The 23,882-nt window shown below is 65.3% G+C and carries 21 protein-coding genes; 8 read left to right on the top strand and 13 right to left on the bottom strand.

The window, feature by feature from the left end:
• Positions 1–177 precede the first annotated feature (177 nt).
• A complete protein-coding gene (gene gmhB / locus OP498_RS03805) occupies positions 178–774 on the top strand; it encodes a D-glycero-beta-D-manno-heptose 1,7-bisphosphate 7-phosphatase (protein ID WP_280552604.1) in 597 nt (198 codons plus the stop codon).
• Between the two features lie 90 nt (positions 775–864).
• Here gmhB and gyrB read toward each other — a convergent pair whose 3' ends face one another.
• The 4 genes from gyrB to dnaA are packed head-to-tail and all read right to left on the bottom strand — an operon-like array spanning position 865 to position 7,098.
• Positions 865–3,285: a DNA topoisomerase (ATP-hydrolyzing) subunit B gene (gyrB, locus tag OP498_RS03800; protein ID WP_280547198.1), complete on the bottom strand. Its 2,421-nt coding sequence runs from the start codon at positions 3,283–3,285 to the stop codon at positions 865–867.
• Positions 3,286–3,296: 11 nt separating this feature from the next.
• Positions 3,297–4,412, bottom strand: coding sequence for a DNA replication/repair protein RecF (gene recF, locus OP498_RS03795; RefSeq protein ID WP_280552602.1), 1,116 nt, complete (start codon positions 4,410–4,412; stop codon positions 3,297–3,299).
• Positions 4,413–4,470: 58 nt separating this feature from the next.
• Positions 4,471–5,574 carry a DNA polymerase III subunit beta gene (gene dnaN, locus OP498_RS03790; protein ID WP_280547200.1) on the bottom strand — a complete coding sequence of 368 codons (1,104 nt, stop codon included), beginning with the start codon at positions 5,572–5,574 and terminating at the stop codon, positions 4,471–4,473.
• 60 nt (positions 5,575–5,634) lie between these two features.
• Positions 5,635–7,098: a chromosomal replication initiator protein DnaA gene (gene dnaA, locus OP498_RS03785; protein WP_280547201.1), complete on the bottom strand. Its 1,464-nt coding sequence runs from the start codon at positions 7,096–7,098 to the stop codon at positions 5,635–5,637.
• A gap of 543 nt (positions 7,099–7,641) precedes the next feature.
• Between dnaA and rpmH the strand changes: the two genes are divergently transcribed.
• The 4 genes from rpmH to mnmE all read left to right on the top strand — a co-directional run bounded on the left by rpmH (position 7,642) and on the right by mnmE (position 11,581).
• Complete coding sequence (gene rpmH, locus OP498_RS03780) at positions 7,642–7,776, top strand: 50S ribosomal protein L34 (protein ID WP_010626003.1); 135 nt, start codon at positions 7,642–7,644, stop codon at positions 7,774–7,776.
• Between the two features lie 13 nt (positions 7,777–7,789).
• On the top strand, positions 7,790–8,206 hold the full coding sequence (rnpA, locus tag OP498_RS03775; RefSeq protein ID WP_280547203.1) for a ribonuclease P protein component: 417 nt from the start codon (positions 7,790–7,792) through the stop codon (positions 8,204–8,206).
• Between the two features lie 204 nt (positions 8,207–8,410).
• Positions 8,411–10,108 carry a membrane protein insertase YidC gene (gene yidC / locus OP498_RS03770; RefSeq protein ID WP_280547204.1) on the top strand — a complete coding sequence of 566 codons (1,698 nt, stop codon included), beginning with the start codon at positions 8,411–8,413 and terminating at the stop codon, positions 10,106–10,108.
• A gap of 102 nt (positions 10,109–10,210) precedes the next feature.
• Positions 10,211–11,581: a tRNA uridine-5-carboxymethylaminomethyl(34) synthesis GTPase MnmE gene (gene mnmE, locus OP498_RS03765; RefSeq protein WP_280547205.1), complete on the top strand. Its 1,371-nt coding sequence runs from the start codon at positions 10,211–10,213 to the stop codon at positions 11,579–11,581.
• Positions 11,582–11,761: 180 nt separating this feature from the next.
• On the opposite strand, the gene rlmJ is transcribed toward mnmE, so the two are convergent.
• From rlmJ to rdgB, 4 genes are all read right to left on the bottom strand, one after another.
• On the bottom strand, positions 11,762–12,610 hold the full coding sequence (gene rlmJ, locus OP498_RS03760) for a 23S rRNA (adenine(2030)-N(6))-methyltransferase RlmJ (RefSeq protein ID WP_280547206.1): 849 nt from the start codon (positions 12,608–12,610) through the stop codon (positions 11,762–11,764).
• Between the two features lie 88 nt (positions 12,611–12,698).
• Entirely contained in the window at positions 12,699–13,382 is a 684-nt protein-coding gene (locus tag OP498_RS03755; protein ID WP_280547207.1) for an OmpA family protein, read from the bottom strand.
• A 45-nt stretch (positions 13,383–13,427) separates the two neighbouring features.
• Entirely contained in the window at positions 13,428–14,615 is a 1,188-nt protein-coding gene (gene hemW, locus OP498_RS03750; RefSeq protein WP_280552600.1) for a radical SAM family heme chaperone HemW, read from the bottom strand.
• Positions 14,612–15,223, bottom strand: coding sequence for an RdgB/HAM1 family non-canonical purine NTP pyrophosphatase (rdgB, locus tag OP498_RS03745; protein WP_280547210.1), 612 nt, complete (start codon positions 15,221–15,223; stop codon positions 14,612–14,614). The genes hemW and rdgB overlap by 4 nt, the downstream gene beginning before the upstream one ends.
• A 407-nt stretch (positions 15,224–15,630) precedes the next feature.
• Between rdgB and OP498_RS03740 the strand changes: the two genes are divergently transcribed.
• A complete protein-coding gene (locus OP498_RS03740) occupies positions 15,631–16,332 on the top strand; it encodes a LuxR C-terminal-related transcriptional regulator (protein WP_280547211.1) in 702 nt (233 codons plus the stop codon).
• 15 nt (positions 16,333–16,347) lie between these two features.
• Here the strand turns inward: OP498_RS03740 and OP498_RS03735 are convergent, their stop codons facing one another.
• The 5 genes from OP498_RS03735 to OP498_RS03715 form a co-directional block, all read right to left on the bottom strand.
• Entirely contained in the window at positions 16,348–17,595 is a 1,248-nt protein-coding gene (locus OP498_RS03735; RefSeq protein WP_280547212.1) for a bifunctional aminoglycoside phosphotransferase/ATP-binding protein, read from the bottom strand.
• 30 nt (positions 17,596–17,625) lie between these two features.
• Entirely contained in the window at positions 17,626–18,915 is a 1,290-nt protein-coding gene (gene hemL / locus OP498_RS03730; protein WP_280547214.1) for a glutamate-1-semialdehyde 2,1-aminomutase, read from the bottom strand.
• 176 nt (positions 18,916–19,091) lie between these two features.
• Positions 19,092–19,952: a hydroxymethylpyrimidine/phosphomethylpyrimidine kinase gene (locus tag OP498_RS03725; RefSeq protein WP_280547215.1), complete on the bottom strand. Its 861-nt coding sequence runs from the start codon at positions 19,950–19,952 to the stop codon at positions 19,092–19,094.
• A complete protein-coding gene (gene hemJ / locus OP498_RS03720; RefSeq protein ID WP_280547216.1) occupies positions 19,952–20,383 on the bottom strand; it encodes a protoporphyrinogen oxidase HemJ in 432 nt (143 codons plus the stop codon). Before hemJ ends, OP498_RS03725 begins: the two co-directional genes overlap by 1 nt.
• Before the next feature lie 9 nt (positions 20,384–20,392).
• Positions 20,393–22,165: a chloride channel protein gene (locus tag OP498_RS03715; protein WP_280552598.1), complete on the bottom strand. Its 1,773-nt coding sequence runs from the start codon at positions 22,163–22,165 to the stop codon at positions 20,393–20,395.
• A 128-nt stretch (positions 22,166–22,293) separates the two neighbouring features.
• Between OP498_RS03715 and argC the strand changes: the two genes are divergently transcribed.
• Positions 22,294–23,328, top strand: coding sequence for an N-acetyl-gamma-glutamyl-phosphate reductase (argC, locus tag OP498_RS03710; protein ID WP_280552596.1), 1,035 nt, complete (start codon positions 22,294–22,296; stop codon positions 23,326–23,328).
• A 130-nt stretch (positions 23,329–23,458) separates the two neighbouring features.
• The gene (erpA, locus tag OP498_RS03705; protein WP_280547220.1) at positions 23,459–23,812 is read left to right on the top strand and encodes an iron-sulfur cluster insertion protein ErpA; all 354 of its coding nucleotides are present in this window, start codon (positions 23,459–23,461) and stop codon (positions 23,810–23,812) included.
• Positions 23,813–23,882 lie beyond the last annotated feature (70 nt).

Below are 23,882 nucleotides of genomic sequence, written 5' to 3'. Positions count from 1 at the left end.
GAAACACCCAAGACGGAGCTAGGGGCTGGCTCAAGCAGACGATGCTCTGCCCTCTTGGCCTCTTGGCCTCTTGGCCTCTTGGCCTCTTGGCCTCTTGGCCTCTTGGCCTCTTGGCAGACGATGTTCCACGTGAAACACTCCTGCTGCAAAGACAATCCACCCTAGGAAACTGCCACCATGCCCGCAGCCGACCGGCTCGTGATCCTCGACCGCGATGGCGTCATCAACCAGGACTCCGACGAGTACGTGAAGTCCCTGGAGGAATGGATCCCCTACCCTGCCGCCATCGAGGCCATCGCCAGGCTCAGCCGTGCCGGATGGACGGTGGCCGTCGCTACCAACCAGTCCGGCATTGCCCGCGGCTACTATGACGTGGAGATGCTAGAGGCCATCCATGACCGGCTCCGCGAACTGGTTCGCGAGGCCGGCGGGGAGATTGCCCATATCGCCCACTGTCCTCATGGGCCGGATGACGGCTGTGGGTGCCGCAAACCCTTGCCTGGCCTGCTGGAAGAAGTCCGGGAGGCATTATCGATGGAGGATCTTAGCGGCAGCTGGATGGTCGGCGATAGCCTGCGCGACCTGCAGGCCGGCGAGCCATTGGGTTGCCGGCCGGTACTGGTCCGAACCGGCAAGGGGCGCCGGACGGAGGAAAAGGGGGAAGGGCTCGACGGCGCGATGGTCTTCGATGACCTGGCCGCCTTCGTGGATTGGCTTCTGGCCCGGGGAGACAGCGACGAGCAAAACCGTCCAGCCAGGAAGACAGCACGCTGAATGCGACAAGGCCGGCCCTCATGGCCGGCCTTGTCGTTGTGTTGCACTCAGGCGGTGTGATGTTTCACGTGGAACATGTTGCCTCGGATATCAGATATCCAGGTTGGCCACAAGCGCATAGCGTTCGATGAAGTCGCGCCGGGGTTCGACCTCGTCACCCATCAGCGTATTGAACATCATGTCAGCGGCAACCGCATCCTCGATGGAGACCCGCAGCATGCGACGGGTATCCGGGTTCATGGTCGTTTCCCAGAGCTGATCCGGGTTCATCTCGCCCAGCCCCTTGTAGCGCTGGATGGAGAGGCCACGCTGGGCCTCGGCCATCAGCCATGCCAGGGCATCATAAAAGGTCGCGACGGGCTTCTGTCGCTCCCCGCGAGCCACATAGCTGCCCTCCTCCATCAGGCCATCCAGTGTCCCACCCAGGCCTGCCATGGCGGAATAATCGGCACTGGTGAAGAAATCGATACCCCAGACATAGTCGGTAGTGACGCCATGGGCCGTCAGCGTCACCGCCGGGAGGAAGACGCCACGCTCGTCCTCCTCCTCGAGGCGGAAGGTATAACGCGGCCCTCCTTCGTAGGAGACCAGCGCATCCATCTCGCCCTGCAGGTACTCGATCCAGTTCTGCATGGTGACGCGGTCGCGCAGGCTCTGCTCGCCGTCGAGATGCGCCGCATGGACGATCTTGCGCAGTACCACATTGGGGTAGACGCGCGACAGACGATCGATGCGCTTCATCACGTCACGATACTGGTTGACGAGGGCCTCCAGCTGGGAGCCGCCGATGCCGGGCGCATCCGCGTTGACATGCAGCCGGGCCCCGTCGAGTGCGGTCGTCGTCAGGTAGTCGACCATCGCCTGCTCGTCCTTGAGATAGAGCTCCTGCTTGCCGCGCTTGATCTTGTAGAGCGGCGGCTGGGCGATGAACACATGCCCCCGCTCGATGAGCTGCGACATCTGGCGGAAGAAGAAGGTCAGCAGCAGGGTCCGGATGTGTGACCCGTCCACGTCAGCATCGGTCATGATGATGATGGAGTGATAGCGCAGCTTGTCGGGATCGAACTCCTCGCGGCCGATACCGCAGCCCAGGGCCGTGATCAGAGTGCCGACCTCGGCCGAGGAGAGCATCTTGTCGAAGCGCGCCTTCTCGACGTTGAGGATCTTGCCCTTGAGGGGCAGGATCGCTTGGGTGCGACGATCCCGCCCCTGCTTGGCGCTGCCGCCAGCCGAGTCACCCTCGACGAGGAAGAGCTCAGAGAGGCTGGGGTCCTTCTCCTGGCAGTCGGCCAGCTTGCCGGGCAGGCCCGCGATGTCCAGGGCTCCCTTGCGGCGCGTCATGTCACGCGCCTTGCGCGCCGCCTCGCGGGCCCGGGCCGCATCCAGCATCTTGTTGACGATGGCCTTGGCCTCATTGGGCTTCTCGACCAGATATTCCGAAAACAGCCGGCCCATCTCCTGCTCCACCGCGGTCTTGACCTCGGAGGAGACCAGCTTGTCTTTGGTCTGGGCGGAGAACTTCGGATCCGGCACCTTCACGGAGATGATCGCGGTCAGACCCTCGCGGGCATCGTCACCGGAGGTGTTGACCTTGGACTTCTTGAGCAGCCCCTCGGCCTCGATATAGTGGTTCAGCGAGCGGGTCAGTGCCGCGCGGAAGCCGGCCAAGTGGGTGCCGCCATCCCGCTGAGGGATATTGTTCGTGTAGCAGAAGATATTCTCGGAGAAGGTATCATTCCACTGCATCGCCACTTCCACCCCGACGCCGTCGTCGCGTTCGGCATTGAAGTGGAACACCGGATTGAGCACCGTCTTGTTGGTGTTCAGGTAATTGACGAAGGCCTTGAGGCCACCCTCATAGTGGAACAACTCCTCCTTTCCGCTGCGCTCATCCATCAGGCGGATGGCCACACCCGAGTTGAGGAAGGAGAGCTCCCTGAGCCGCTTTGCCAGGATATCGTAGTGGAACTCGATGTTGTGGAAGGTTTCGGTCGAGGGGCGGAAGTGCACGCGGGTTCCGCTCTTCTCCGTCTTGCCCACCACCGCCAGCGGGGCATCGGGCACACCATGATGATAGATCTGTTCGTGTACCTGGCCCGCACGCCAGATGGTCAGCTTCAGCTCCTCGGACAGGGCATTGACGACCGAGACCCCCACGCCGTGCAGGCCGCCGGAGACCTTGTAGGAGTTGTCGTCAAACTTGCCGCCAGCATGCAGCACCGTCATGATCACCTCAGCCGCCGACACGCCTTCTCCCTCGTGGAGATCGGTCGGGACGCCGCGGCCATTGTCGGTCACGGTCACCGACTCGTCGGGATGGATGATGGCCCGGATCTCGCTGCAATGCCCGGCCAGGGCTTCATCGATGGAGTTGTCCACCAGTTCGAACACCATGTGGTGCAGGCCCGTGCCGTCGTCGGTGTCGCCGATGTACATGCCCGGCCGCTTGCGTACGGCATCCAGCCCCTTGAGGACCTTGATGCTCGATGAGTCGTAAGCCTGTTCGCTCATTGACTACTCCGTCATGAAGTCTGTCTGTCCATTGGCAGCAGCTGTCCCTGCCCCGATTCGGAATGTTTCACGTGGAACATCGCCACCTGGGTGTCCGGCTGCCAGAGGCCCGCCAAGGCATCGGGGTCGACGCTGGTGATGAACACCTGGCAGCGCATGCGCTCCAGCCAGCCGCAGAATACTCGGCGATGCTCGAGGTCCAGCTCGGCAGGCAGGTCGTCGATCAGGTAGATGCAGGTGCGGCCGGTGACCTGCTCGAGCAGGCGCCCCTGGGCCAGCTTCAGGGCACTCACCACCAGCTTCTGCTGACCGCGGGAGAGCACTTCCACCGCCGGACGCTTGCCGAGACGGATACCCAGCTCTGCTCGCTGCGGCCCCTGCTGGGTAAAGCCCATATGACGATCGGTGTCGCGTCCGTGGCCAAGGATGTCCGCGAGCTCACGCTTGCGGTCCCAGCCGCGCGAATAGCGCAGCGTCAGCCCGGGTAGCGCGACCAGCTCGGCCAGCGTGTCCTCGAACACCGGCAGGAACATCCCGACCCATTCGCGACGCATGCCGTCCAAGCGGTCGCTCCAGTGCACCAGCTCCTGTTCCCAGGCATCCAGGGAAGCATCTGTCATTCTACCATGCCTGAGAAGGGCATTCCGATGTTTCAGCGCGCGCCGAAAGCGTCGCCAGACATCGAGGAAGTCATGTTTCACGTGAAACACGCCCCAGTCGAGAAACTCGCGGCGGCCGACCGGCGGCCCCTCCAGGAGACGGAAGGCATCGGGATTGATCAGCTGCAGCGGCAGGGTCTCCACCAGGCGCGAGACGCGTTCCAGACGCTCACCCGCCAGGCGCATCTCCCGCTCGCCACCCTCGCGATGCCGGCGTATGCCGATGGTCACCGCCGGATCGCCGGCCAGGCGGCCATGCAACGTCATGGCGTCGGCATCGTGAGTGACGGCATGACGCAGCTGGCGGGCGCGAAAGGAACGCCCCATGCCGAGGACATGAATCCCTTCCAGCAGGCTGGTCTTGCCGCTGCCGTTGGCCCCGGTGAACAGATTGATGCGTGGGCCCGGGGTCATGTCCACGGCCTGCAGGTTGCGCAGGCCGTGGAAGGCGAGGCGTTCGAGAGGCATCAGGCAGGATCGACTATGGCGGTGGTGGCACCCGGCACGGGCACCACCAGCCGGCGCCTCAAAGACGCATCGGCATGACGACGTACATGGCATCGCCGCCGCCGGGTTCTTCCATCAGCGCACTGCTGTTGGGGTCGGCCAGGGTCATCTGTACCCGATCCTCGTCCAGCACGCCGAGCACGTCGACGAGATAGCCGACATTGAAGCCGATCTCCATGGCCGGCCCGCTGTACTCGATGGCGACGTTCTCCTCGGCCTCCTCCTGCTCGGGGTTGTTGGCCATCACCCGTAGGTTGCCCTCCTCGAGATTCAGGCGCACGCCGCGGTACTTCTCGTTGGAGAGGATGGCCGTACGCGACAGCACCTGACGCAGCTCGGCACGGTCGGCGATGATGACCTTGTCACCACCGCGTGGCACGACCCGTTCGTAGTCGGGGAACTTGCCATCCACCAGCTTGGACGTGAAGGTGAAGTCACCGGTATGGGCCCGCACATGGCTGGCACCGAGGGTCAGACTCACCGGCTCCTCGCCATCATCGAGCAGGCGCACCAGCTCCAGGACCCCCTTGCGCGGCACGATCAACTTCTGGGCGGGCTCCACCTGGATCTCTGCCGGACGCGAGCAGACGGCCAGGCGATGGCCGTCGGTGGCCACGGTGCGCACCAGATTGTGGCCCAGCTCGAGCAGCATGCCATTGAGGTAATAACGGACGTCCTGCTGGGCCATGGCGAAGGAGGTCGCATCGATCAGATGTTTCAGGGTGCCCCGCGGCAGACTGAGCTCGACGTTGCCCGGGTCATCCTCGATATTGGGAAACTCGGCCACCGGCAGGGTCGAGAGGGTGAAGCGCGAGCGACCGCTGCGCAGTACCGCCCTGCCCTCCTCGAGGGATAGCTGGATCTCCGACTGGTCCGGCAGTGACTTGCAGATATCCATGAGCTTGCGGGCAGGCACCGTCGCCGATCCCGGCTCCTCCACCAGGCTGGCGGCGGTGCGACCGATCAGCTCTACCTCGAGATCGGTGCCGGTAAGGGACACCTGATCCTGGTCGACCTGAATCAGCACGTTGGAGAGTACCGGAAGGGTCTGGCGTCGCTCCACCACGCCGGCAACCAGCGTCAACGGGCGCAGCAGCGCTTCTCGGGAGATGGAAAATTTCATGTCGGCTCCACTACTTGTCCTGGAGGAATTGAGGCCGGCGACCGACCGCTGGTGTTCCGTTCAGCTGGTCAACAGCCGCAGCAGATTCTTGTAGTCCTCGCGGATATCCGCGCTCTCCTCCTGCAATGCCTTCACCTTGCGGCAGGCATGCAGCACCGTGGTGTGATCGCGGCCACCGAAGGCATCTCCGATCTCCGGGAGGCTATGGTTGGTCAGCTCCTTGGCCAGGGCCATGGCGACCTGGCGGGGCCGGGCCACCGAGCGCGAACGGCGCTTGGAGAGCAGGTCGGCAAGTTTGATCTTGTAGTACTCGGCCACGGTGCGCTGGATATTGTCCACACCGACCTGCTTGTCCTGAAGGGCCAGCAGGTCCTTGAGGGATTCGCGGATGAAGTCCTGGGTGATCGTCTTGCCCATGAAGTGAGAGTCGGCGATCACTTTCTTCAGGGCACCCTCCAGCTCACGCACGTTGGAGCGGATCTTCTGGGCAATGAAGAAGGCGGCGTCGTGGGGCAAGTCGACCTTGGCCTGATCGGCCTTTTTCATCAGGATCGCCACCCGGGTCTCCAGCTCCGGCGGCTCGATGGCCACCGTCAACCCCCAGCCGAAGCGCGACTTCAGGCGCTCCTCTACCCCACTGATTTCCTTGGGATATCGATCAGATGTCAGGATCATCTGCTGGCCGCCCTCGAGCAGCGCATTGAAGGTGTGGAAGAACTCTTCCTGCGAGCGCTCCTTGCCGGCGAAGAACTGGATGTCATCGATCAGCAGGGCATCGACGCTGCGATAGAAGCGCTTGAAGTCGTTGATGGCGTTGAGCTGAAGCGCCTTGACCATGTCGGCCACGAAGCGCTCGGAATGCAGGTAGATCACTTGCGCATTCTGGCGTCGCGTCGCCAGGGCGTTGCCCACGGCATGCATCAGGTGGGTCTTGCCGAGGCCGACCCCCCCATAGAGGAACAACGGATTGTAGGCGCCGCCGGGATTTTCGGACACCTGACGGGAGGCGGCCCTGGCCAGCTGGTTGGACTTGCCCTCGACGAAGGTCTCGAAGGTGAAATTGGGATTGAGGCCACTATTGTGCTTGAGGCTCCCTTCCACCTGCACCTGGCGCTCGCCGCCACGTCGCTGGCCGCTTCTTTCCTCGCGCAGCTGATCGATCTCGCGCTCGTCCCCCACATCCCCCCGCGGCGTCACTTGAACCGCCGGGGCGACGGGGACACGAGCCGCCGAGACGGGATTGCCCAGCTCACGAGGCTGAGGGTTCGGCGCCGCGCGGCGACTGCCGACGGTCAGCACCACCTTCGGCGGCTTGGCGGGCGAGAGCTCGCGCATCAGCTCGCTGATCCGCTTGGCATACTTGTCGCTGACCCAGTCACGCACGAAGCGATTCGGCGCCAGCAGGCGCAACTGGTTGGACTCCCCTTCCTCCGCCTGAAGCGGACGGATCCAGGTATTGAACTGCTGAGAACTCAGTTCGGCCTGCAGGGTATCCAGACATTGTTGCCAAAGAGCCAGTGACACGCGACCTCACCATTGCATTGAAAACGACCGCCTATTGTATCGCCCAGGCGGCGGGTTATCCACACGCCCCTCGCCGTGACGTGATCTGTGGAAAACCCTCTGCAACCCACCGAGAAACCGCGTGCTGCCGATGTCGGAACCCACGAATTCGGCCTGCCCGGCCGACGGCCGGGACAGGCCGTCCCCGCGGCATCCCCACCTTGTCCACAGCAAAACATTATCAGCAAAATATTGATATTAATAGACTATAAAGGATTACTCACAATACATATCCCCAATAGTGATAACAGGGCCAGATCCCCGGCGATGATCGCCTGGGGCCTCAACGACCGGACAGCCAGGCACCACATCCTGCCGACGGATCGGCCCCGAGCAGTGCTGCTATCTGCGATAGCTCTGTCGAGACGCACGGAAGAATTGCACCCCGAGGCTGAAATCACTACAATTTCCGGTCTTGAACCGAATACCCCCGGAGCCGCCAGCGGCATCCGGATGCCTCCGAATGATCGATTCGTACCGAAAACCACGTGGGAATAACGAGTTATGAAACGTACTTTTCAGCCCAGCGTCCTCAAGCGCAAGCGCGTGCATGGCTTCCGTGCGCGCATGGCCACCAAGAATGGTCGTGCCGTACTGGCCCGTCGCCGTGCCAAGGGCCGCAAGCGTCTGAGCGCCTGACCGCGGCCCTCGCGTGTCCACTCAGGGCTATCCCCAGCAGTTGCGACTGCTGACAGCCGGGGATTATCGACGTGTCTTCGAAACGGCTGCATTCAAGGTCCACGGCAAGGGGCTGATGGCCCTGGCCTCTCCCAATGAGCGAGGTCATCCGCGACTCGGTTTGATCTTCAGCAAGAAGAACGTCCGCAGAGCCGTCGACCGAAACCGCCTCAAGCGCATCGTGCGTGACTCCATCCGGCTTCAGCAGCATCGCCTGCCCTCGGTGGATATCGTGGTGCTGGCAAGACGAGGAGTCCATGAACTGGACAATGCCACTGTGCATCGCCAGCTCCACGGGATGTGGCGTCGCCTGGAGCGAGAGGCGCGCAAGTCGTCCCACGGGAAGGACTTGCTCATCCAGGAGAGCGGTGACGCGGGTCGCGAACGATGACCGGCACCCCAGCGTGCCAGTGCATCCCGGAGCCCGCATGAGCATCACCACTGCCATCTGCGCTGCGACCCTCCACGCTGACGTATCGAATGCCGCCAGCCTGCACGCGTTATCCAGCCTGCCTCCGGCAGGCTTTCGTGTATCTCGGGTGTGCGACCTGCGTTGCGCCATCGGAATGTTCACTACCCATCGGGCAGACCCCTCATGGACGTAAAACGACTTCTCCTCGTAATTCCCCTGGCGATACTCGCCTACCTGCTGATCGTCCAGTGGAATCAGGACTACGGACAGGTGGCCCCTGAGCCGCAAGCTCCCGCCGTCACGAGCAGTGCCCCGGAAGGGGCTCGCCAGGACCCGGCCTCCTCGGGTAGCGATGATCTCTCGGTACCCGCGACCAACGGCTCGGCGGACGACATGACCGGAGAGATTCCCGGCGAGCCCGCCTCTGCGTCGGGCAGCCGTGATCTGGTCGCCGTCGTCACCGACGTGCTCGATGTACGCATCGACCCCCAGGGCGGGGACATCGTCTATGCCGCGCTGCCCCAACATCGCTTCAGCCTCGATTCCGAACGGCCCTATGTGCTGCTATCCGACAGCGAGAGTCGCAGCTATGTGGCGCGCTCCGGCCTTCAGCTCGAGGGCCACGAAGGCCGCATCACCTTCACCCCCGAGGCGACCGAATATCGGCTGGGCAAGAACGACGAGCGCCTCGAGGTCGACCTGGCCGCCGAGGTGAATGGCGTGGAGGTGATCAAGCGCTTCACCTTCGAGCGTGACAGCTACGCGGTGGACGTGAACTACTTCCTGGCCAACAACACCGCGGAGCCGGTCACGGCTCGCTTCATCGGCCAGCTGGCCCGCGACAACAGCAGCGACCCCTCCAGCGGTCCCAAGATGGGCATGCGCTCCTATCTCGGCGCCGCCTACTCCACCCCGGAGGATCGCTATCTGAAAGTCAGCTTCGAGGAGATTCAGGAAGGCGCCTTCAACAACCGCGACGTCGAAGGCGGCTGGGTCGCCATCATCCAGCACTACTTCACCTCGGCCTGGGTCCCCCCTCAGAACCAGCAGAACCTCTATTACGCCACCACCGACGCCCGCAGCCGCAATGTGGCCGCCTTCGCCGGCCCCACCAGCAGCGTGGCAGGCAACGGGGAGGGGATACTGGGGGCAACCCTCTACATGGGGCCCAAGGTGCAGGAGCGGCTGGAAGCCGTGGCCCCCCACCTGGAGCTGACGGTGGACTTCGGCTGGCTGTGGTTCATCGCCAACCCGTTGTTCTGGCTGCTGGACCATATCCACGACCTGATCGGCAACTGGGGCTGGTCCATCATCCTGCTGACCATGCTGGTGAAGACAGCGCTGTGGCCGCTCTCCGCCAAGGCCTACAAGTCCATGGCCCGCATGCGCAAGCTGGGCCCGGAAATGCAGCGCCTCAAGGAGCAGTTCGGCGACGACCGCCAGAAGATGTCCCAGGAGATGATGAAGTTCTACCAGAAGGAGAAGATCAATCCCCTGGGCGGTTGCCTGCCGATCCTGGTGCAGATGCCGGTGTTCATCGCCCTCTACTGGATGCTGCTGGAATCCGTGGAGCTGCGTCACGCACCCTTCATGTTCTGGATCCAGGACCTGTCGGTGAAGGATCCGTTCTTCATCCTGCCGATCCTGATGGGCGCCTCGATGTTCGTCCAGCAGATGCTCAACCCGACGCCTCCGGATCCCATGCAGGCGAAGATCATGAAGATGCTGCCGATCGTCTTCACCTTCTTCTTCCTGTGGTTCCCGGCGGGCCTGGTCATCTACTGGGTAGTCAACAACTGCATCTCCATCGTTCAGCAGTACACGATCACCCGCAAGATCGAGGCCGACCCGAGTATCGGCAAGGGCATGAAGACCAAGTAGCGCGGTGCTCCTCTGCCACCTCCAGACCCCCGCCCCGGCGGGGGTCTGGCGTTTACGGGGCCCGCCCCGGACAATATCTCCCTTCTAGCAGAGGTGCCTCCGATGACCGCCAGTCTCCATGATCAGGACACCATCACCGCCCTGGCCACGCCACCGGGACGCGGCGGCGTGGGCATCATCCGCGTCTCCGGCCCCGCCTGCACGACGCTCGCCGAAGCCATGATCGGTCACTGTCCCGCCCCACGATACGCCCACTATGGTCCCTTTCGCGGCGAATCCGCGGTGATCGACGAGGGCATCGCGCTGTTCTTCCCCGGTCCCCACTCCTTCACCGGCGAGGACGTCCTGGAACTGCAGGGTCACGGCGGCCCGATGATCATGGACCTGCTGCTCGAGCGCTGCGTACAGCTGGGGGCACGGCTCGCCCGCCCCGGGGAGTTCTCGGAGCGCGCCTTTCTCAACGACAAGCTGGATCTGGCCCAGGCCGAGGCCATCGCCGACCTGATCGAAGCCAGTTCCCGGGGGGCGGCCGAGAACGCCCTGCGCTCCCTGCAGGGCGAGTTCTCGCGTCGCGTGGCATCACTTGTCCAGCGGCTGATCGAGCTGCGCATGTATGTCGAGGCGGCCATCGACTTCCCCGAGGAGGAGATCGACTTCCTCGCCGACGGGCATGTCGCCAGCCGGCTGGCCGCGGTCCAGTCGGCCCTGGCCGAAGTGCGGACCGCGGCCGGTCAGGGGGCCCTGATGCGGGAAGGCATGAGCGTGGTGATCGCCGGACGTCCCAATGCCGGCAAGTCGAGCCTGCTCAATGCGCTAACCGAGCAGGACACTGCCATCGTCACCGACATCGAGGGCACGACCCGCGACGTGCTGCGTGAGCATATCCACCTGGATGGCATGCCCCTGCACGTCATCGACACGGCCGGGCTGCGCGATACCCCGGACGCGGTGGAGAAGATCGGAGTGGCCCGGGCCTGGGAAGAGATCGAGAAGGCCGATCGGGTGCTGCTGCTGGTGGATGCCGCCACCACCGAGGCCATCGACCCCATGGCCATCTGGCCCGAATTCGTCGCACGCCTTCGGGACCCCTCGCGGCTGACGCTCGTGCGCAACAAGATCGACGCCAGCCACGAAGCCCCCGGCATCGATGCTGACACCGCCACTCCGGTGATCCGGCTGTCGGCCAGGAGCGGCGCGGGAGTGGATAGCCTCAAGGAGCACCTCAAGTCGGTGATGGGCTATGCCGCCACCACCGAAGGGCGTTTCTCGGCCCGGCGCCGGCACATCGAGGCCCTGGACCGGGCCCGCCAGGCCCTCGGCAACGGCGAGGCACAGCTCGCCGGCTACGGGGCCGGTGAGCTGCTTGCCGAGGACCTGCGCGACGCTCAGCAGGCCCTGGGGGAGATCACCGGGGAGTTCAGCGCGGATGATCTGCTGGGCGAGATTTTCGGCAGTTTCTGCATCGGCAAGTAGCCCCCTACTCCCCCTAGGGCTTTTGCAGTTAGCGTTGTGGCTTGGGGCTGATCCGTCGGCAGGTCTGCAAGGGGGCGCTGTGAACCCATCCCTGGGCGCTACCGACGCCATCCCTGGCGTAGGACCCCCTCTTCGACCTGTCCCCGGCGCCCCTCGCTAGACCCAACTACGATTGCCCTGCTATTCCTCCACCCACCAGTCACCAGTATGGCGGCAGGTCGCCCCCAGCAGCGGCGTGACCTGGCGCATGGCGGCTTCCAGCCGCGTATCCAGCCCCCAGGGCGGATTGATCACCAGCATGCCGCTGCCGACCATGCCCCGCTCGCCCTCCTCCGCCTCGCGCAGCCTCAGCTCGCTGCGCCAGATCTTGCGCAGGCCGCCCTCGCGCAGCCCTTCCAGCAGTTCACGATGGCGGCCGAGCGGCAGCAGGGGGTACCACACCAGCACGATGGCATGTCGGGCCCGGCGCATGGCCTCGAGCACCGCATCAACCACCTCGCCATACTCCGCCTTGCGCTCGTAGCTGGGGTCGACCAACACGCACAGCCGCGGGGTGGCCACCGGCAGGCGCTTCACCAGCCCCTCGAGGCCGTCGCCATGGATGCGCTGCACATTGTCGGGCAGTGTCTGGCGAGCCAGGTGACCATGCTCACCGGGGTGCAGTTCGAAGAGCATCAGCCGGTCACTGGCACGCAAGCGGTCCGAGAGCCACCAGGGCGAGCCAGGATAGTGGTCCAGCCGGCCGTCCCGCGCCTGGACCCGCCCGACAGCGGCGAGCCAGTCGCCGAGCAGCGGGTCGTCACCCAGGCGCGCCCTCGCCTGCCATAGCCGGGCAATGCCTTCACGATACTCACCGAGCCGCGCGGTCTCCTCGGCCGCCAGCGGGTAGAGGCCGCGACCAGCATGGGTATCCATGTACGTAATGGGTGATTTCTTACGTAACAAGTGGTCGATGACCGCGAACAGCATCAGATGCTTGTGAACGTCGGCGAAATTGCCCGCATGATAGGCATGCTGATAGGAAAGCATGAAAGGAGATCCGTGAGTCGGCAGGACGAGAAGGCCCGCCACTGCACGGCAGTGACGGGCCCGGGTGGTACGGCTTCAGTAAGCCGAGTTACTGCTGCTGGAAGCGGTCCTCGATGGGCGACAGGGTGACCTCCACCCGACGGTTCTGGGCCCGGCCCTGATCGGAGTCGTTGCTGGCCACCGGCTGGTTCTCGCCATAGCCGCGCATGTTCAAGCGGTTGCGCGATACGCCGGACTGGGCCAGGTAGTTGCCCACCGAGTCGGCACGGCGCTCCGAGAGTCGCTGGTTGTAGCCGGCGTCGCCGGTGCTGTCAGTATGGCCGGCGATGTTGACCCGCGTATCGGGGTACTGCTGCAGCACCGAGGCCACGTCATTGAGGGCGTTGCGCGCATTGGGGGTCAGGTCGCTGGAGTCGAAGGCGAAGGTCACCTCGCTCGGCATGTTGAGCACGATGTCGTCACCGCGACGATCGACCCCGATACCGGTGCCCTGGGTGCTCTGACGCAGCTGCTGCTCCTGACGATCCATGTAGGCGCCGATGCCACCGCCGGCGGCGGCTCCCACGGCGGCGCCGATCAGGGCACGATCGCGGCGGCTGGTGCTGCCGTCACCACTGAGGGCACCGGCAGCGGCGCCCACGGCGGCGCCGATGGCCGCACCCGTTCCGGTCTGGCTACGCTGAGTCTGTCCGGTATAGGGATCGGTGGTGGTACAACCTACCAGCAGCGCGGCGGCGGCCAGCGGTGCCATCAGTCGGATGGATCTGATCATGGTGTCCTCTTCTCCTTGGGTTGGCGCGTGTCATCCTTCACTGGCTCACTTATCATCGATCAGAGCCAGCATCTCGTTCAAGAATAGTAGACCCTGAGGTGATGCCCTAAGCCAGTCGGCATCTTCCACAAGAAGTCCTTTTTTACGGGCCGTGACCAGCCTGGAAAGCAACGCACGCGACCCGCGTCCGGTATGGGCCCTCCAGGTCGACAGGGGCACTCCCTCCACCAAGCGCAGGGCATTCATGGCAAATTCCAGCGGCAGCTCGTGTTCGTCGATATCGGCGCGGCCTGCCACGAAACCCCGCGGGTCGTTGACCCGGCGCAGATAGGCCTCGGGCAGCCGCGATTTCCAGCGGCGCTGGATCTGCAGGCCCTCGGCTCCCGGGACACTGAGCTTGCCATGGGCACCGGCCCCGATCCCCAGATAGTCGCCGAAGCGCCAGTAATTGAGGTTGTGTCGCGAGCTCCGACCAGCACGGGCATAGGCGGAAATCTCATAGCGCTCGAGGCCGGCGGCCTCCAGGCGCTCGTGCCCCAGGTCCTGGATGTCCCACAGGACCTCCTCCACGGGCAGCTCAGGCGGAAAGGCGTGGAATTCGGTATTGGGCTCCAGGGTCAGCTGGTACCAGGACAGATGCTCAGGAGAGAGCGACAGGGCCTGGTCGAGATCGGCCAGCGCCAGCGTCGGCGTCTGTTGCGGAAGGCCGTGCATCAGGTCGAGGTTAAGGTTGTCGAAGCCCGCCTGACGCGCCTCCTCGACGGCCGCCACGGCATCGTCACCGCCATGGATACGCCCAAGCGCCGCCAGTTGCGCGTCCTGGAAGCTCTGCACGCCCAGCGACAGGCGGTTGATCCCCGCCGCCCGGTAGCCGGCGAAACGTCCCCGCTCCAGGGTACCGGGATTCGCTTCCAGGGTGATCTCGATGTCGGCTGCCAGCGGAAGCCGGCTCGCCACGGCCTGTAGCAGCCGCTCGTAGAAACCGGCCGACATCAGGCTTGGAGTACCGCCGCCGATGAAGATACTGACCAGCTCGCGCCCCGCGACCAGCGGCAGGTCAGCCTCGAGATCCGCGATCAGCGCCTCGAGGTAGCTCGCCTCGGGCAGCTCGGCGCTGCGTCCGACCCCATGGGAGTTGAAGTCGCAGTAGGGGCACTTGCGCACACACCAGGGCACGTGAAGATAGAGCGACAGCGGCGGCACGCCGGCCAATGGCGAAGAAGAAGGACTCATGGCTGGTCTTGCCCAGCGCCCATCGCCGCCACCAGCGCCTGCAGGGCCCGCCCGCGATGGCTGAGCCGGTTCTTCTGTTCGGCGCTGAGCTCGGCGGCACTCGCTCCCTGGTCGGGGAGCCAGAACAATGGGTCATAGCCGAAGCCCCCCTCACCGCGGGGAGCCTGCAGGATCTCGCCTTCCCAGCTACGCTGCACGATCAGCGGCACCGGGTCCTCGGCATGACGCAGCAGCACCAGCACGCACCAGTAACGGGCCCGGCGACACCCCTCCGACATCTCCGCGAGGGACGCCTGCAGCCGGGCGTTGTTGCGCTGATCGCTCTTCGGCTCGCCCGCATAGCGCGCGGAGTAGATGCCGGGCGCCCCGTTCAGCGCATCGACCTCCAGGCCGGAATCATCGGCCAGGGCAGGCAACCCGCTGAGGCGACTGGCTTCCCGGGCCTTGAGCAGCGCGTTCTCGACGAAGGTCAGGCCGGTCTCCGCGACGTCGGCCACGCCATAGTCGGCCTGGGGGCGCACGTCGACGCCCAGCGGGGCGAGCAGCTGGTGGAACTCGCGCAGCTTGCCGACATTGCCACTGGCCAGGACCAGCAGAGCTGGGGTCATGGTCGGTTCTCCAAACGGTCAGGGATAACCCATTCTACGAGCCGAGACCGGCAGGGGAAACGGTCGGGCCAGGGAGTATGGAAGCATGTCATCCATTTAGATGTCTTTTTTCATGCCAAATCATGAGATATCGAACCGCGAAACCCCGAGCACCAAGCTTAATTTCCTTGACAAACGGTCTCGGAGAGAGGAGTGGCCTAACCCTTTTCAGGGGGCAAGTGCTTGATCGGCCAACTTATCGGTCCACATAGAAGCAAAAGGGCGCATAAGTATATTTAATTATAACCAAACGTTCGTAACGAAAAATTACATTCTGTCCGAGACTAATAGCCAGTGTGGCGCTTGTGCCACGAATGGCTGATTGCCTCATCAGAAACTTAACCGCGCCTTGCGAAGGGGTTAGGACCATGGAACAGGGGAAGAGCCTGGTATTGCTGGTCACCGCCAACAACCCTCAGTCACAACTCTTCATCAACTATCTCCACGATCAGCTCGACTGCCCGGTCTCGGTCGTCGCGCCGGGAACGGAGTGGAAGGGCAAGGACACCGCACCGACCGTGGTGCTGCTCGATGCGGATCATATCGACGAGGCCACCATGCAGCAGTGGCATGTCAGGGCGGCCGAGGCCAGTGACATGTCACTGGCCGCCTTCAACCTTAGAGACGAGGAGCATGCCGTCGAGGTCCTCTCGGCCATGAACCTGCAGGGCGTCTTCTACCGCAGCGATTCGCTGGACATGATCTGCAAGGGGCTCTCGATCCTGCTGGAAGGCAACCTGTGGATGTCACGCTCGTTGATGACGCGAATGATTCAGTTCTTTCGCCGCCAGCAGCTTAACTCCTATCGGCCGGTCTGCGGCCTGACCCACCGGGAGCTGGAGATCATCGCCATGCTGGGGACGGGGGCCTCGAACATCGAGATCGCCGACCAGCTGTTCGTCAGCGAGCACACCGTCAAGTCCCATCTCTACAACATCTTCCGCAAGATCAAGGTGCACAACCGCCTCCAAGCGGTGAACTGGGCCCGCCAGAACCTCGGTGCCCCGCCACCTCTGGTGGGGCGCCGCCAGCGCGACGCTTCCCGCCAGGGCTCGCCTCACCCCTCCTGACCTCCTGAGCGGTCCTCAGGTCAACCGCACGTGATCCTGGATCAAGCCCGCCAGGGTCTCGGCGGCGTTGTCCGCCGTGGTATCGAGGTGCAGCAGGTGCAGGCGTTCCTCGTCGCCGAAGGCCTCGATATCGGCCCGCTGACGCGCCAGTATGGCGAGGCTCTGCTCGACCGGGACGCCGTGGCGCCGGGCGCGCTTGTCGATGCGCCGGCGCAGGGTGGCCTCATCGGCCTCGAAGCTAACCAGCAACACCGGCAGGCCCCGGGCCTCGGCTTGCTGGCGCAGGAGATCGCGCTGCTCGCGCTTCAGGAAGGTGCCATCGACGCAGGTCGGGAATCCCGCCTCCAGCAGCGCGCCGGCACATTCGGCCAGACTGCGGTAGGTGCGCTCGGAAGCCTCCCGGGAAAAGATGTCCACAGGCGGTTCCATCACGACCGCCTGTCGATCGATGCCATGAAGCCGTCGCCGCTCCACATCCGAGCAAAGGCGAACGGCGCCCAGGCGACCGACCAGGGTCCGGGTGAAACGGCTCTTGCCGCTGCCCGAGACACCGATGCCGATGATCAGCGGCGGGAAACGGAACTCGGCATAGGCCTCCGCCAGGTCCAGGTAGCCCCGGCACTCCCGCATGGTCTCAGCCAGCAGGGCAGGGCGTTCGCCATCCTCACCGGCCGCCTGATGGCGCTGCAGGGCGCGCCGCGCACCGGAAAGAGCCTCGACGACACGAAACACCGAGAGCAGGCGAGCCAGCTCGTAGTCCCCGGAGCGGCGCAGGTAGCCATCGAGGGCCTGGCGAGCCAGGCCGGCCTCGCCATGGGATTCCAGCCCCACCAGCAGCGCGGCCAGGTCGCTGCCCGGGTCGACGATGCCATCGCCCCCGGTGCCTTGGAGGTCCCGGCCGATGGCATTGGCCAGCAGCACCCGACCCTGGTCGCAGAGCCGACTGTCAGGATGCGCGACGGCCCAGCTGGCCGCCAGCATGTGCTCCCGGCGGGCCAGGAAGACCGGTGCCAGCCGCGCGAGATCCTGCTCGAGCCACTGCCGAAGACAGGCCAGACGCTGGCGATCCTCCTCCCCAGCAAGCAGTGGCTCGATGGCCGCCACTTCCCCGTCGAGTCGTTCGCGGAAGGCAACCAGCCCGGCATCTTCGGGGTGGGCCGCTCCGGACGAGTGGCGATGGAAGGCCACCAGCCGGTCGACCAACTCCTCCAGCTGCAGCGCCTCCTCGCAGAAGGCCGCATGTTCGGCATGTGTCTGGCGCATCTGGGGTCTCCCGCTATGGAGGGTGGAATCTCAGGCCCGCTGCATCGCCGCAAATGCCTTCTCGGCACCGTCCAGGGTCAACTGGATGTCCTCCGGAGCATGAGCACTGGACATGAAGCCGGCCTCAAAGGCCGATGGCGCCAGGTAGACCCCCTGGTCGAGCATCAAGGAGAAGAAGCGACGGAAAGCATCGCCGTCGCAGGCGGTGGCCTGGGCGAAGTTGTCGACCCGGCTCTGGCCGGTGAAGAAGACTCCGAACATGCCGCCGGCACGCTGGGTGATCATGTCGATACCCGCGGCATCGGCCCTCTGCTGGAGCCCGTGGCAAAGGGTCTCGACCCGCTGCGCCAGGGCGTCGTGGAAGCCCGGCTGGCGTAGCTTCCCGAGCAGCGCGATGCCGGCCGCCATGGCCAGCGGGTTGCCGGAGAGGGTGCCCGCTTGGTAGACGGGGCCGAGCGGCGAGATCATCTCCATGATCTCGCGACGACCGCCGAAGGCGCCCACCGGCATGCCGCCGCCGACGATCTTGCCCAGGCAGGTGAGGTCAGGCTCGATGCCATAGTGGGCCTGGGCCCCTCCCATCGCCACGCGGAAGCCAGTCATCACCTCGTCGAAGATCAGCACGCTGCCGTACTGGTCACAGACGCGGCGCAGGGTCTCCAGAAAGCCCGGCTGCGGGGGGATGCAGTTCATGTTGCCGGCCACCGGCTCGACGATGATGCAGGCCACCTCGCTGCCGATCTCCTCGAAGCACTCTTCGACGGCATCGGGATCGTTATAGGAGAGGGTCACGGTGTGCTCGGCCAAGGAGGCCGGCACCCCGGGGGAACTGGGTTCGCCGTGGGTCAGGGCACCCGAGCCGGCCTTGACCAGCAACGAGTCGGAGTGGCCGTGGTAGTTGCCCTCGAACTTGACGATCTTGTCGCGGCCGGTATAGCCCCGTGCCAGGCGGATCGCCGACATGGTGGCCTCGGTGCCGGAATTGACCATGCGCACCATCTCGATGGTGGGGATCATCTCGCAGATCAGGTCGGCCATGGTGGTCTCGATGGCCGTGGGGGTGCCGAAGGAGAGGCCGTTGTCGAGCCGTTCGCGCACCGCGCCCAGCACCTCAGGGTCGGCATGGCCGGTGATCATGGGCCCCCAGGAGCCGACGTAGTCGACATAGCGTTTGCCTTCCACATCGAAGAGATAGGCGCCCCGGGCACGCTCCATGAACACCGGAGGACGATCCATTCCCTTGAAAGCGCGAACCGGCGAGTTAACCCCGCCAGGAATGTGGCGGCAGGCCTGCTCGAAGAGCTGTGCGGATGTGGTCATGTCAACCTCTTGCCCTGTTGATGCGTGCCCGACCAGGCGGGCTGTGGATAGTTCTGTGTATAACCTTGTGGCGGGCGGTGAAGTGTCGGTGAATGTCGTCGAATGACGCTTGCCCGCTCCTCTGCCGGCTTCGTCCCATTCTCGTCTGCCAGGGGGGCGATGACCAGCCCGTCCCGTCATCCCGGCGGCGGCGTAGCGTCGATGGCGAGAAAGGAGGGCCTCGTCGGCAACTGCCAGAGGCGCCGTGGCAGCCACTGGTCATGTCCCGGCTGCCAGCCGCGGGCCAGCGCCTGCCAAGTGAAGGCCTGCGCCTGCTCGCAGGCCGTGACCAGTGACTCGCCCGCCGCCAGGCGCGCCGCCAGCGCACTCGCCAGGGTACAGCCCGAACCGTGGAAGCGCCCCGCGAGTCGCGGCCAGGTCCACTGCCGGCTGAGCTCCGGCGCATGCAGGGTATGCTCCACCCGATCGGCCGGAACCCGTCGCGCGGGGTGGTCGGTGCCGGTGACCAGCAGGGCCTGGCAACCGAGGGACATCAGCGTCACCGCCCGCTCGGTGTCATCGCCGAATTCGGTCCCCGCCAGCCGGGCCAGCTCCTGCCGGTTGGGGGTCAGGACATCCACTCGCGGCAGCAGATGGCGACGCATGGCATCGATGAGCTCGGCTGTGGACAAGTCACTGCCACCGCCGGCCCTGAGGACCGGATCCATCACCACCGGCACCCCGGGTCGACGCCGCAGGATATCCACCACGGCATCCAGCACGGCGCCATCCGGCACCAGGCCGATCTTGATCGCGGCGATCTCGAATTCATCCAGCGCCGCCACCATGGCGCCCAGGTCAGCGGCGGACACGGGCCTCACCGCGCTCACGTCCCGGCAGTTCTGCACCGTCAGCGCCGTGGGCACGGTCAGCGCCCAGCCGCCGCAGGCAGCCACCGCCTCGCTATCGGCGACCAGGCCGGCGCCACCGGTGGGGTCGTGACCGGACAGCACCAACACCGTCGGCAGGTGGGGCGTCAGTTCAGGGGGCCCGGCCATCAGAACGGCTTCAGCACGGCCAGGAAGATGATCAGCAGCAGGGCGATCACCGGCAGCTCGTTGAACCAACGGAAGAACACATGACCGCGTCGACAGCGCACTTCGGCGAACTGCTTCAGGTAGATCAGACAAAGATGGTGATAGCCCACCAGCAGCACCACCAGCAGTAGCTTGGCATGGATCCAGCCCTGGGTGAGCCAGCCGGGATTGAGCACCAGCAGGCCCCCCCCGAACAGCAGTACGGCGATCATCGACGGGGTCATGATCCCGCGGTAGAGCTTGCGCTCCATGACCAGGAAGTGATCGATGGCCTGCTGCTCTCCCCTGTCCCGGGCCATGGCGTGGTAGACGTACAGGCGCGGCAGATAGAACAGGGCAGCGAACCAGGTCACCATGGCCACCAGGTGCAGGGCCTTCATCCACAGATACATGACGACTCCTCAGCCGTGGGTCGAATCGGAAAAGCGGTAATAGCGCTCGATGGCGTCACGGGTGATGATACCGGAAATCCGCTTCTGCTTCGGCCGGTGACCGTGCTCCACGTAGAGGGCATCCAGCGCCTTGTCGTTGAGCCGCTCGAAGGCCTCGGAGAGCGTCGCCTGCAGGTGGATCGGTGCCATGTCGAGGCGCTGGCCGGGGATCTCCAGCAGGTCCAGCAGGGCGCTATCATCCTCCGACTCGGGCGTGTCGTGCTCCAGCAGCCAGCGGGCCAGGTCGGCCGCCTTGAGCGCCAGGGGAGGTTTGTCGTCCGTGGAACGCTCGATCAGCACCCAAGCGGGATTGGACTCGAGAAGAGCACTGGCCTGATCATGGGTCACCATGCGCGAGGTGCGCACCAGGCTACGCTCCATCACCGCCGGCACCGAGACCCGGGACAGCGCCTGCATCAGGGGCTGCTGCAGCGGATGCAGCCCCTGGCGAGTCAGGGAAAGGAAGAACCCCTGGCTGCGGCTCAGCTGCCGCGCCGTGAGGCTGGCCACCACCACCGCCAGCATCCCCGGCATGATGATGCCGGGAGTATGGGTGAGCTCGAGCAGCGCCATCAGGGCCGCCAGGGGTGCCTGCAGTACGGCCCCCATCATCGCGGCCATGCCCAGCAGGGCATAGACCTCGGGTGCCGAGGCCCCCATCGGTAGCAAGGCCTGGCCCGCCAGGCCGCACAAAGCACCGGCCGCACCGCCGGCGACCAGAATGGGGCCGATGATGCTGACCGGGATGCCGCATGCCACGGTGAAGGCCGTGAGCAGCAGCTTGCCGATCGCCACCGCCAACAGCACATCCACCACGGCTGCCCCGCCCAGCGCCAGCTGCAGCGTGTCGTAGCCCATCCCCTGCACCTCGGGGTACCACCAGGCCACGCCTGCCACCGCCAGCGCCGCCAGGGCGAAGCGCAACGCCATGGGCAGCCGCTGAAGCCGCTCGTGCCCCCGGGCCACGCGCACGAAGAGTGCCGCCAGCAGGCCGATCAGCAGGGCGCTGGCCAGGATCCAGGGAATATCCAGCAAGGACTTCAGGTGCAGGTCGGGGATGCCGATGGCGGGTTCGGCCCCATAGACCAGCTGGGCCACCACGGCACCCATGGAGGAGGCCAGGATCACCGGCATGAAGCCGATGATGGTGTACTCCATCATCACCACTTCCATGGCGAAGATGACCCCGGCGATGGGCGTATTGAACGAGGCCGAGATGCCCGCCGCCGTGCCGCAGGCCACCAGCACCCTGAGACTGTTATGGGGCAGGCGCAGGAACTGCCCCAGGCCGGTGGAGGCCGCTGCCCCCAGGTGGATCGCCGCTCCCTCGCGACCGGCGGAAAGCCCGCCGATCACCGACACCACGCCCACCCACCACTGGGTCAGCCAGTTGCGCAGCGGAAAGCGCCCCTGATGATAGGTCAACCGGTCGATGACGTGGACCACGCCGATACGTCGCCCCTCCGGCGGCAGGCGAAAGAGCCACAGGCCGATCAGGACGGCCGCGGCCAGGGGCATCAGCACCCGTAGGGCCGGTGACAGGGCCTCGAAGGCCTCGGGATCGCCGTCGGGAAACAGCAGCATGCCACCCAGGGACAGCAGCAGCCGAAACACCACCATCAGCCCGCCCGTCACCAGGCCCGACACCACACCCAGCACGCAGAGCTGCGGCAGGGCATCGACATTGGCCAGCTGGCGACGGAAGCCTTCCAGGCTGAAGTCGGGTAGCGAGAGACGCGGCACGGCGACGATCCTGTTCGGCCTTGCGGGGGGGACCCGCCAGGCTGGGCCTGGGTAGGGCGCGTCTGTCTTGTGTATCATATCCGGGGACACAGGTCCCAGCGTCACGTCACCAACCCCAGGAGACCATCGTGATCAAGGTCGGAATCGTCGGCGGCACCGGATACACCGGTGTCGAACTGCTCAGGCTGCTGGCCCGTCACCCCGACGTGACGGTGGATGCCATCACTTCGCGCTCCGAGGCCGGCATGGCCGTCAGCGAGCTCTACCCCAACCTGCGCGGCCACTACGACGACCTGGCCTTCAGCGAGCCCGATACCGACCGCCTGGGACGCTGCGATGCCGTGTTCTTCGCCACCCCCCACGGCGTGGCCCATGCCCTGGCCGGCGAGCTGCTCGACAGGGGCACCCGGGTCATCGACCTCTCGGCCGACTTCCGGCTGCGCGACACTGACGAGTGGGCCCGCTGGTACGGCCAGCCCCACGGCGCACCCGAGCTGCTCGGCGAGGCGGTCTACGGCCTGCCCGAGGTCAACCGCGAGCGCATCCGCCAGGCACGCCTGATCGCCGTGCCCGGCTGCTATCCCACCGCCGTGCAGCTCGGCCTGCTGCCACTGCTGGAGGCGGGAGTTATCGATGCCGACCGGGTCATCGCCGACTGCAAGACCGGCGTCACCGGGGCCGGCCGCGGCGCCAAGGTGCCCTCGCTGCTGGCCGAGGCCAGCGAGTCCATGAAGGCCTATGGCGCCTCGGGCCACCGCCACCTGCCGGAGATCCGCCAGGGGCTGGCCGAGGCTGCCGGGCGCCCGGTGGGCCTGACCTTTGTCCCCCACCTGACACCGATGATCCGCGGTATCCACGCCACCCTCTACGGCCGCCTGACCGCCGACCCCGGCGACCTGCAGGCGCTCTTCGAGCGGCGCTTCGCCGGTGAGCCCTTCGTGGACGTGATGCCAGCGGGCAGCCATCCCGAGACACGCAGCGTGAAGGGGGCCAACCTCTGCCGCCTGGCGGTCCACCGTCCCGGTGACGGCGACACCGTGGTGGTGCTCTCGGTGATCGACAACCTGGTCAAGGGCGCCTCGGGGCAGGCCGTGCACAACCTCAACCTGATGTTCGGCCTCGACGAGTTGGCCGGCCTCGACGCCCCGGCCATCATGCCCTGACAGCAGCCGTCAAATCTAAACTCCAAAGGGCGCCGGGAGAAGGTCGCTCTCCAACAAAGTTGACCCTTTTGCTGGGGATTGTGGATAATCCCCACTGGCAAGACATTCATCGATCCAGGGGAGGTCACCCATGAGCGGTGCCGAATCCTTCGTTCCCACCCCCTTGTTGCTCTCGGACGGGGCCCGTGCCCGTCTCGCGGCGCTCATCGAGGAACAGGGCAATCCCCGGCTCAAACTGCGGGTCTATGTCACCGGTGGTGGCTGCTCGGGCTTCCAGTACGGCTTCGACTTCGCCGATGAGGTCGCCGACGACGACACCCTCGTCGAGTTCGGCCCGGTGGCCCTGGTGGTCGACCCGCTTTCTTACCAGTACCTCGTCGGCTCCACCGTCGACTACGAGGAAGGGCTGGCTGGTGCCCGCTTCCTGGTGCAGAACCCCAACGCCACCACCACCTGCGGCTGCGGCGCCTCCTTCATGGTCTGACCGCCAGCGTTGGCTCACCGCCGACAACACGCTTTTCCCTCCACTTGACGCTTCCCCGGGAACTCGCCAT

Origin of the sequence: Halomonas sp. 25-S5, assembly GCF_029889845.1 — a bacterium.
In the GTDB taxonomy this organism is placed as follows: domain Bacteria; phylum Pseudomonadota; class Gammaproteobacteria; order Pseudomonadales; family Halomonadaceae; genus Halomonas.
This window is presented reverse-complemented; position numbering and strand designations above follow the sequence as displayed.

What these genes read in the sequence shown, in the direction of transcription:
- hemJ (WP_280547216.1), bottom strand. Translation starts at nt 20,383, where the DNA reads ATGTATCTGTGGATGAAGGCCCTGCACCTGGTGGCCATGGTGACCTGG.
- rpmH (WP_010626003.1), top strand. Translation starts at nt 7,642, where the DNA reads ATGAAACGTACTTTTCAGCCCAGCGTCCTCAAGCGCAAGCGCGTGCAT.
- OP498_RS03725 (WP_280547215.1), bottom strand. Translation starts at nt 19,952, where the DNA reads ATGGCCGGGCCCCCTGAACTGACGCCCCACCTGCCGACGGTGTTGGTG.
- recF (WP_280552602.1), bottom strand. Translation starts at nt 4,412, where the DNA reads ATGCCTCTCGAACGCCTCGCCTTCCACGGCCTGCGCAACCTGCAGGCC.
- OP498_RS03755 (WP_280547207.1), bottom strand. Translation starts at nt 13,382, where the DNA reads ATGATCAGATCCATCCGACTGATGGCACCGCTGGCCGCCGCCGCGCTG.
- mnmE (WP_280547205.1), top strand. Translation starts at nt 10,211, where the DNA reads ATGACCGCCAGTCTCCATGATCAGGACACCATCACCGCCCTGGCCACG.
- hemW (WP_280552600.1), bottom strand. Translation starts at nt 14,615, where the DNA reads ATGAGTCCTTCTTCTTCGCCATTGGCCGGCGTGCCGCCGCTGTCGCTC.
- yidC (WP_280547204.1), top strand. Translation starts at nt 8,411, where the DNA reads ATGGACGTAAAACGACTTCTCCTCGTAATTCCCCTGGCGATACTCGCC.
- rlmJ (WP_280547206.1), bottom strand. Translation starts at nt 12,610, where the DNA reads ATGCTTTCCTATCAGCATGCCTATCATGCGGGCAATTTCGCCGACGTT.
- gmhB (WP_280552604.1), top strand. Translation starts at nt 178, where the DNA reads ATGCCCGCAGCCGACCGGCTCGTGATCCTCGACCGCGATGGCGTCATC.
- rdgB (WP_280547210.1), bottom strand. Translation starts at nt 15,223, where the DNA reads ATGACCCCAGCTCTGCTGGTCCTGGCCAGTGGCAATGTCGGCAAGCTG.
- erpA (WP_280547220.1), top strand. Translation starts at nt 23,459, where the DNA reads ATGAGCGGTGCCGAATCCTTCGTTCCCACCCCCTTGTTGCTCTCGGAC.
- OP498_RS03740 (WP_280547211.1), top strand. Translation starts at nt 15,631, where the DNA reads ATGGAACAGGGGAAGAGCCTGGTATTGCTGGTCACCGCCAACAACCCT.
- OP498_RS03735 (WP_280547212.1), bottom strand. Translation starts at nt 17,595, where the DNA reads ATGCGCCAGACACATGCCGAACATGCGGCCTTCTGCGAGGAGGCGCTG.
- gyrB (WP_280547198.1), bottom strand. Translation starts at nt 3,285, where the DNA reads ATGAGCGAACAGGCTTACGACTCATCGAGCATCAAGGTCCTCAAGGGG.
- dnaN (WP_280547200.1), bottom strand. Translation starts at nt 5,574, where the DNA reads ATGAAATTTTCCATCTCCCGAGAAGCGCTGCTGCGCCCGTTGACGCTG.
- hemL (WP_280547214.1), bottom strand. Translation starts at nt 18,915, where the DNA reads ATGACCACATCCGCACAGCTCTTCGAGCAGGCCTGCCGCCACATTCCT.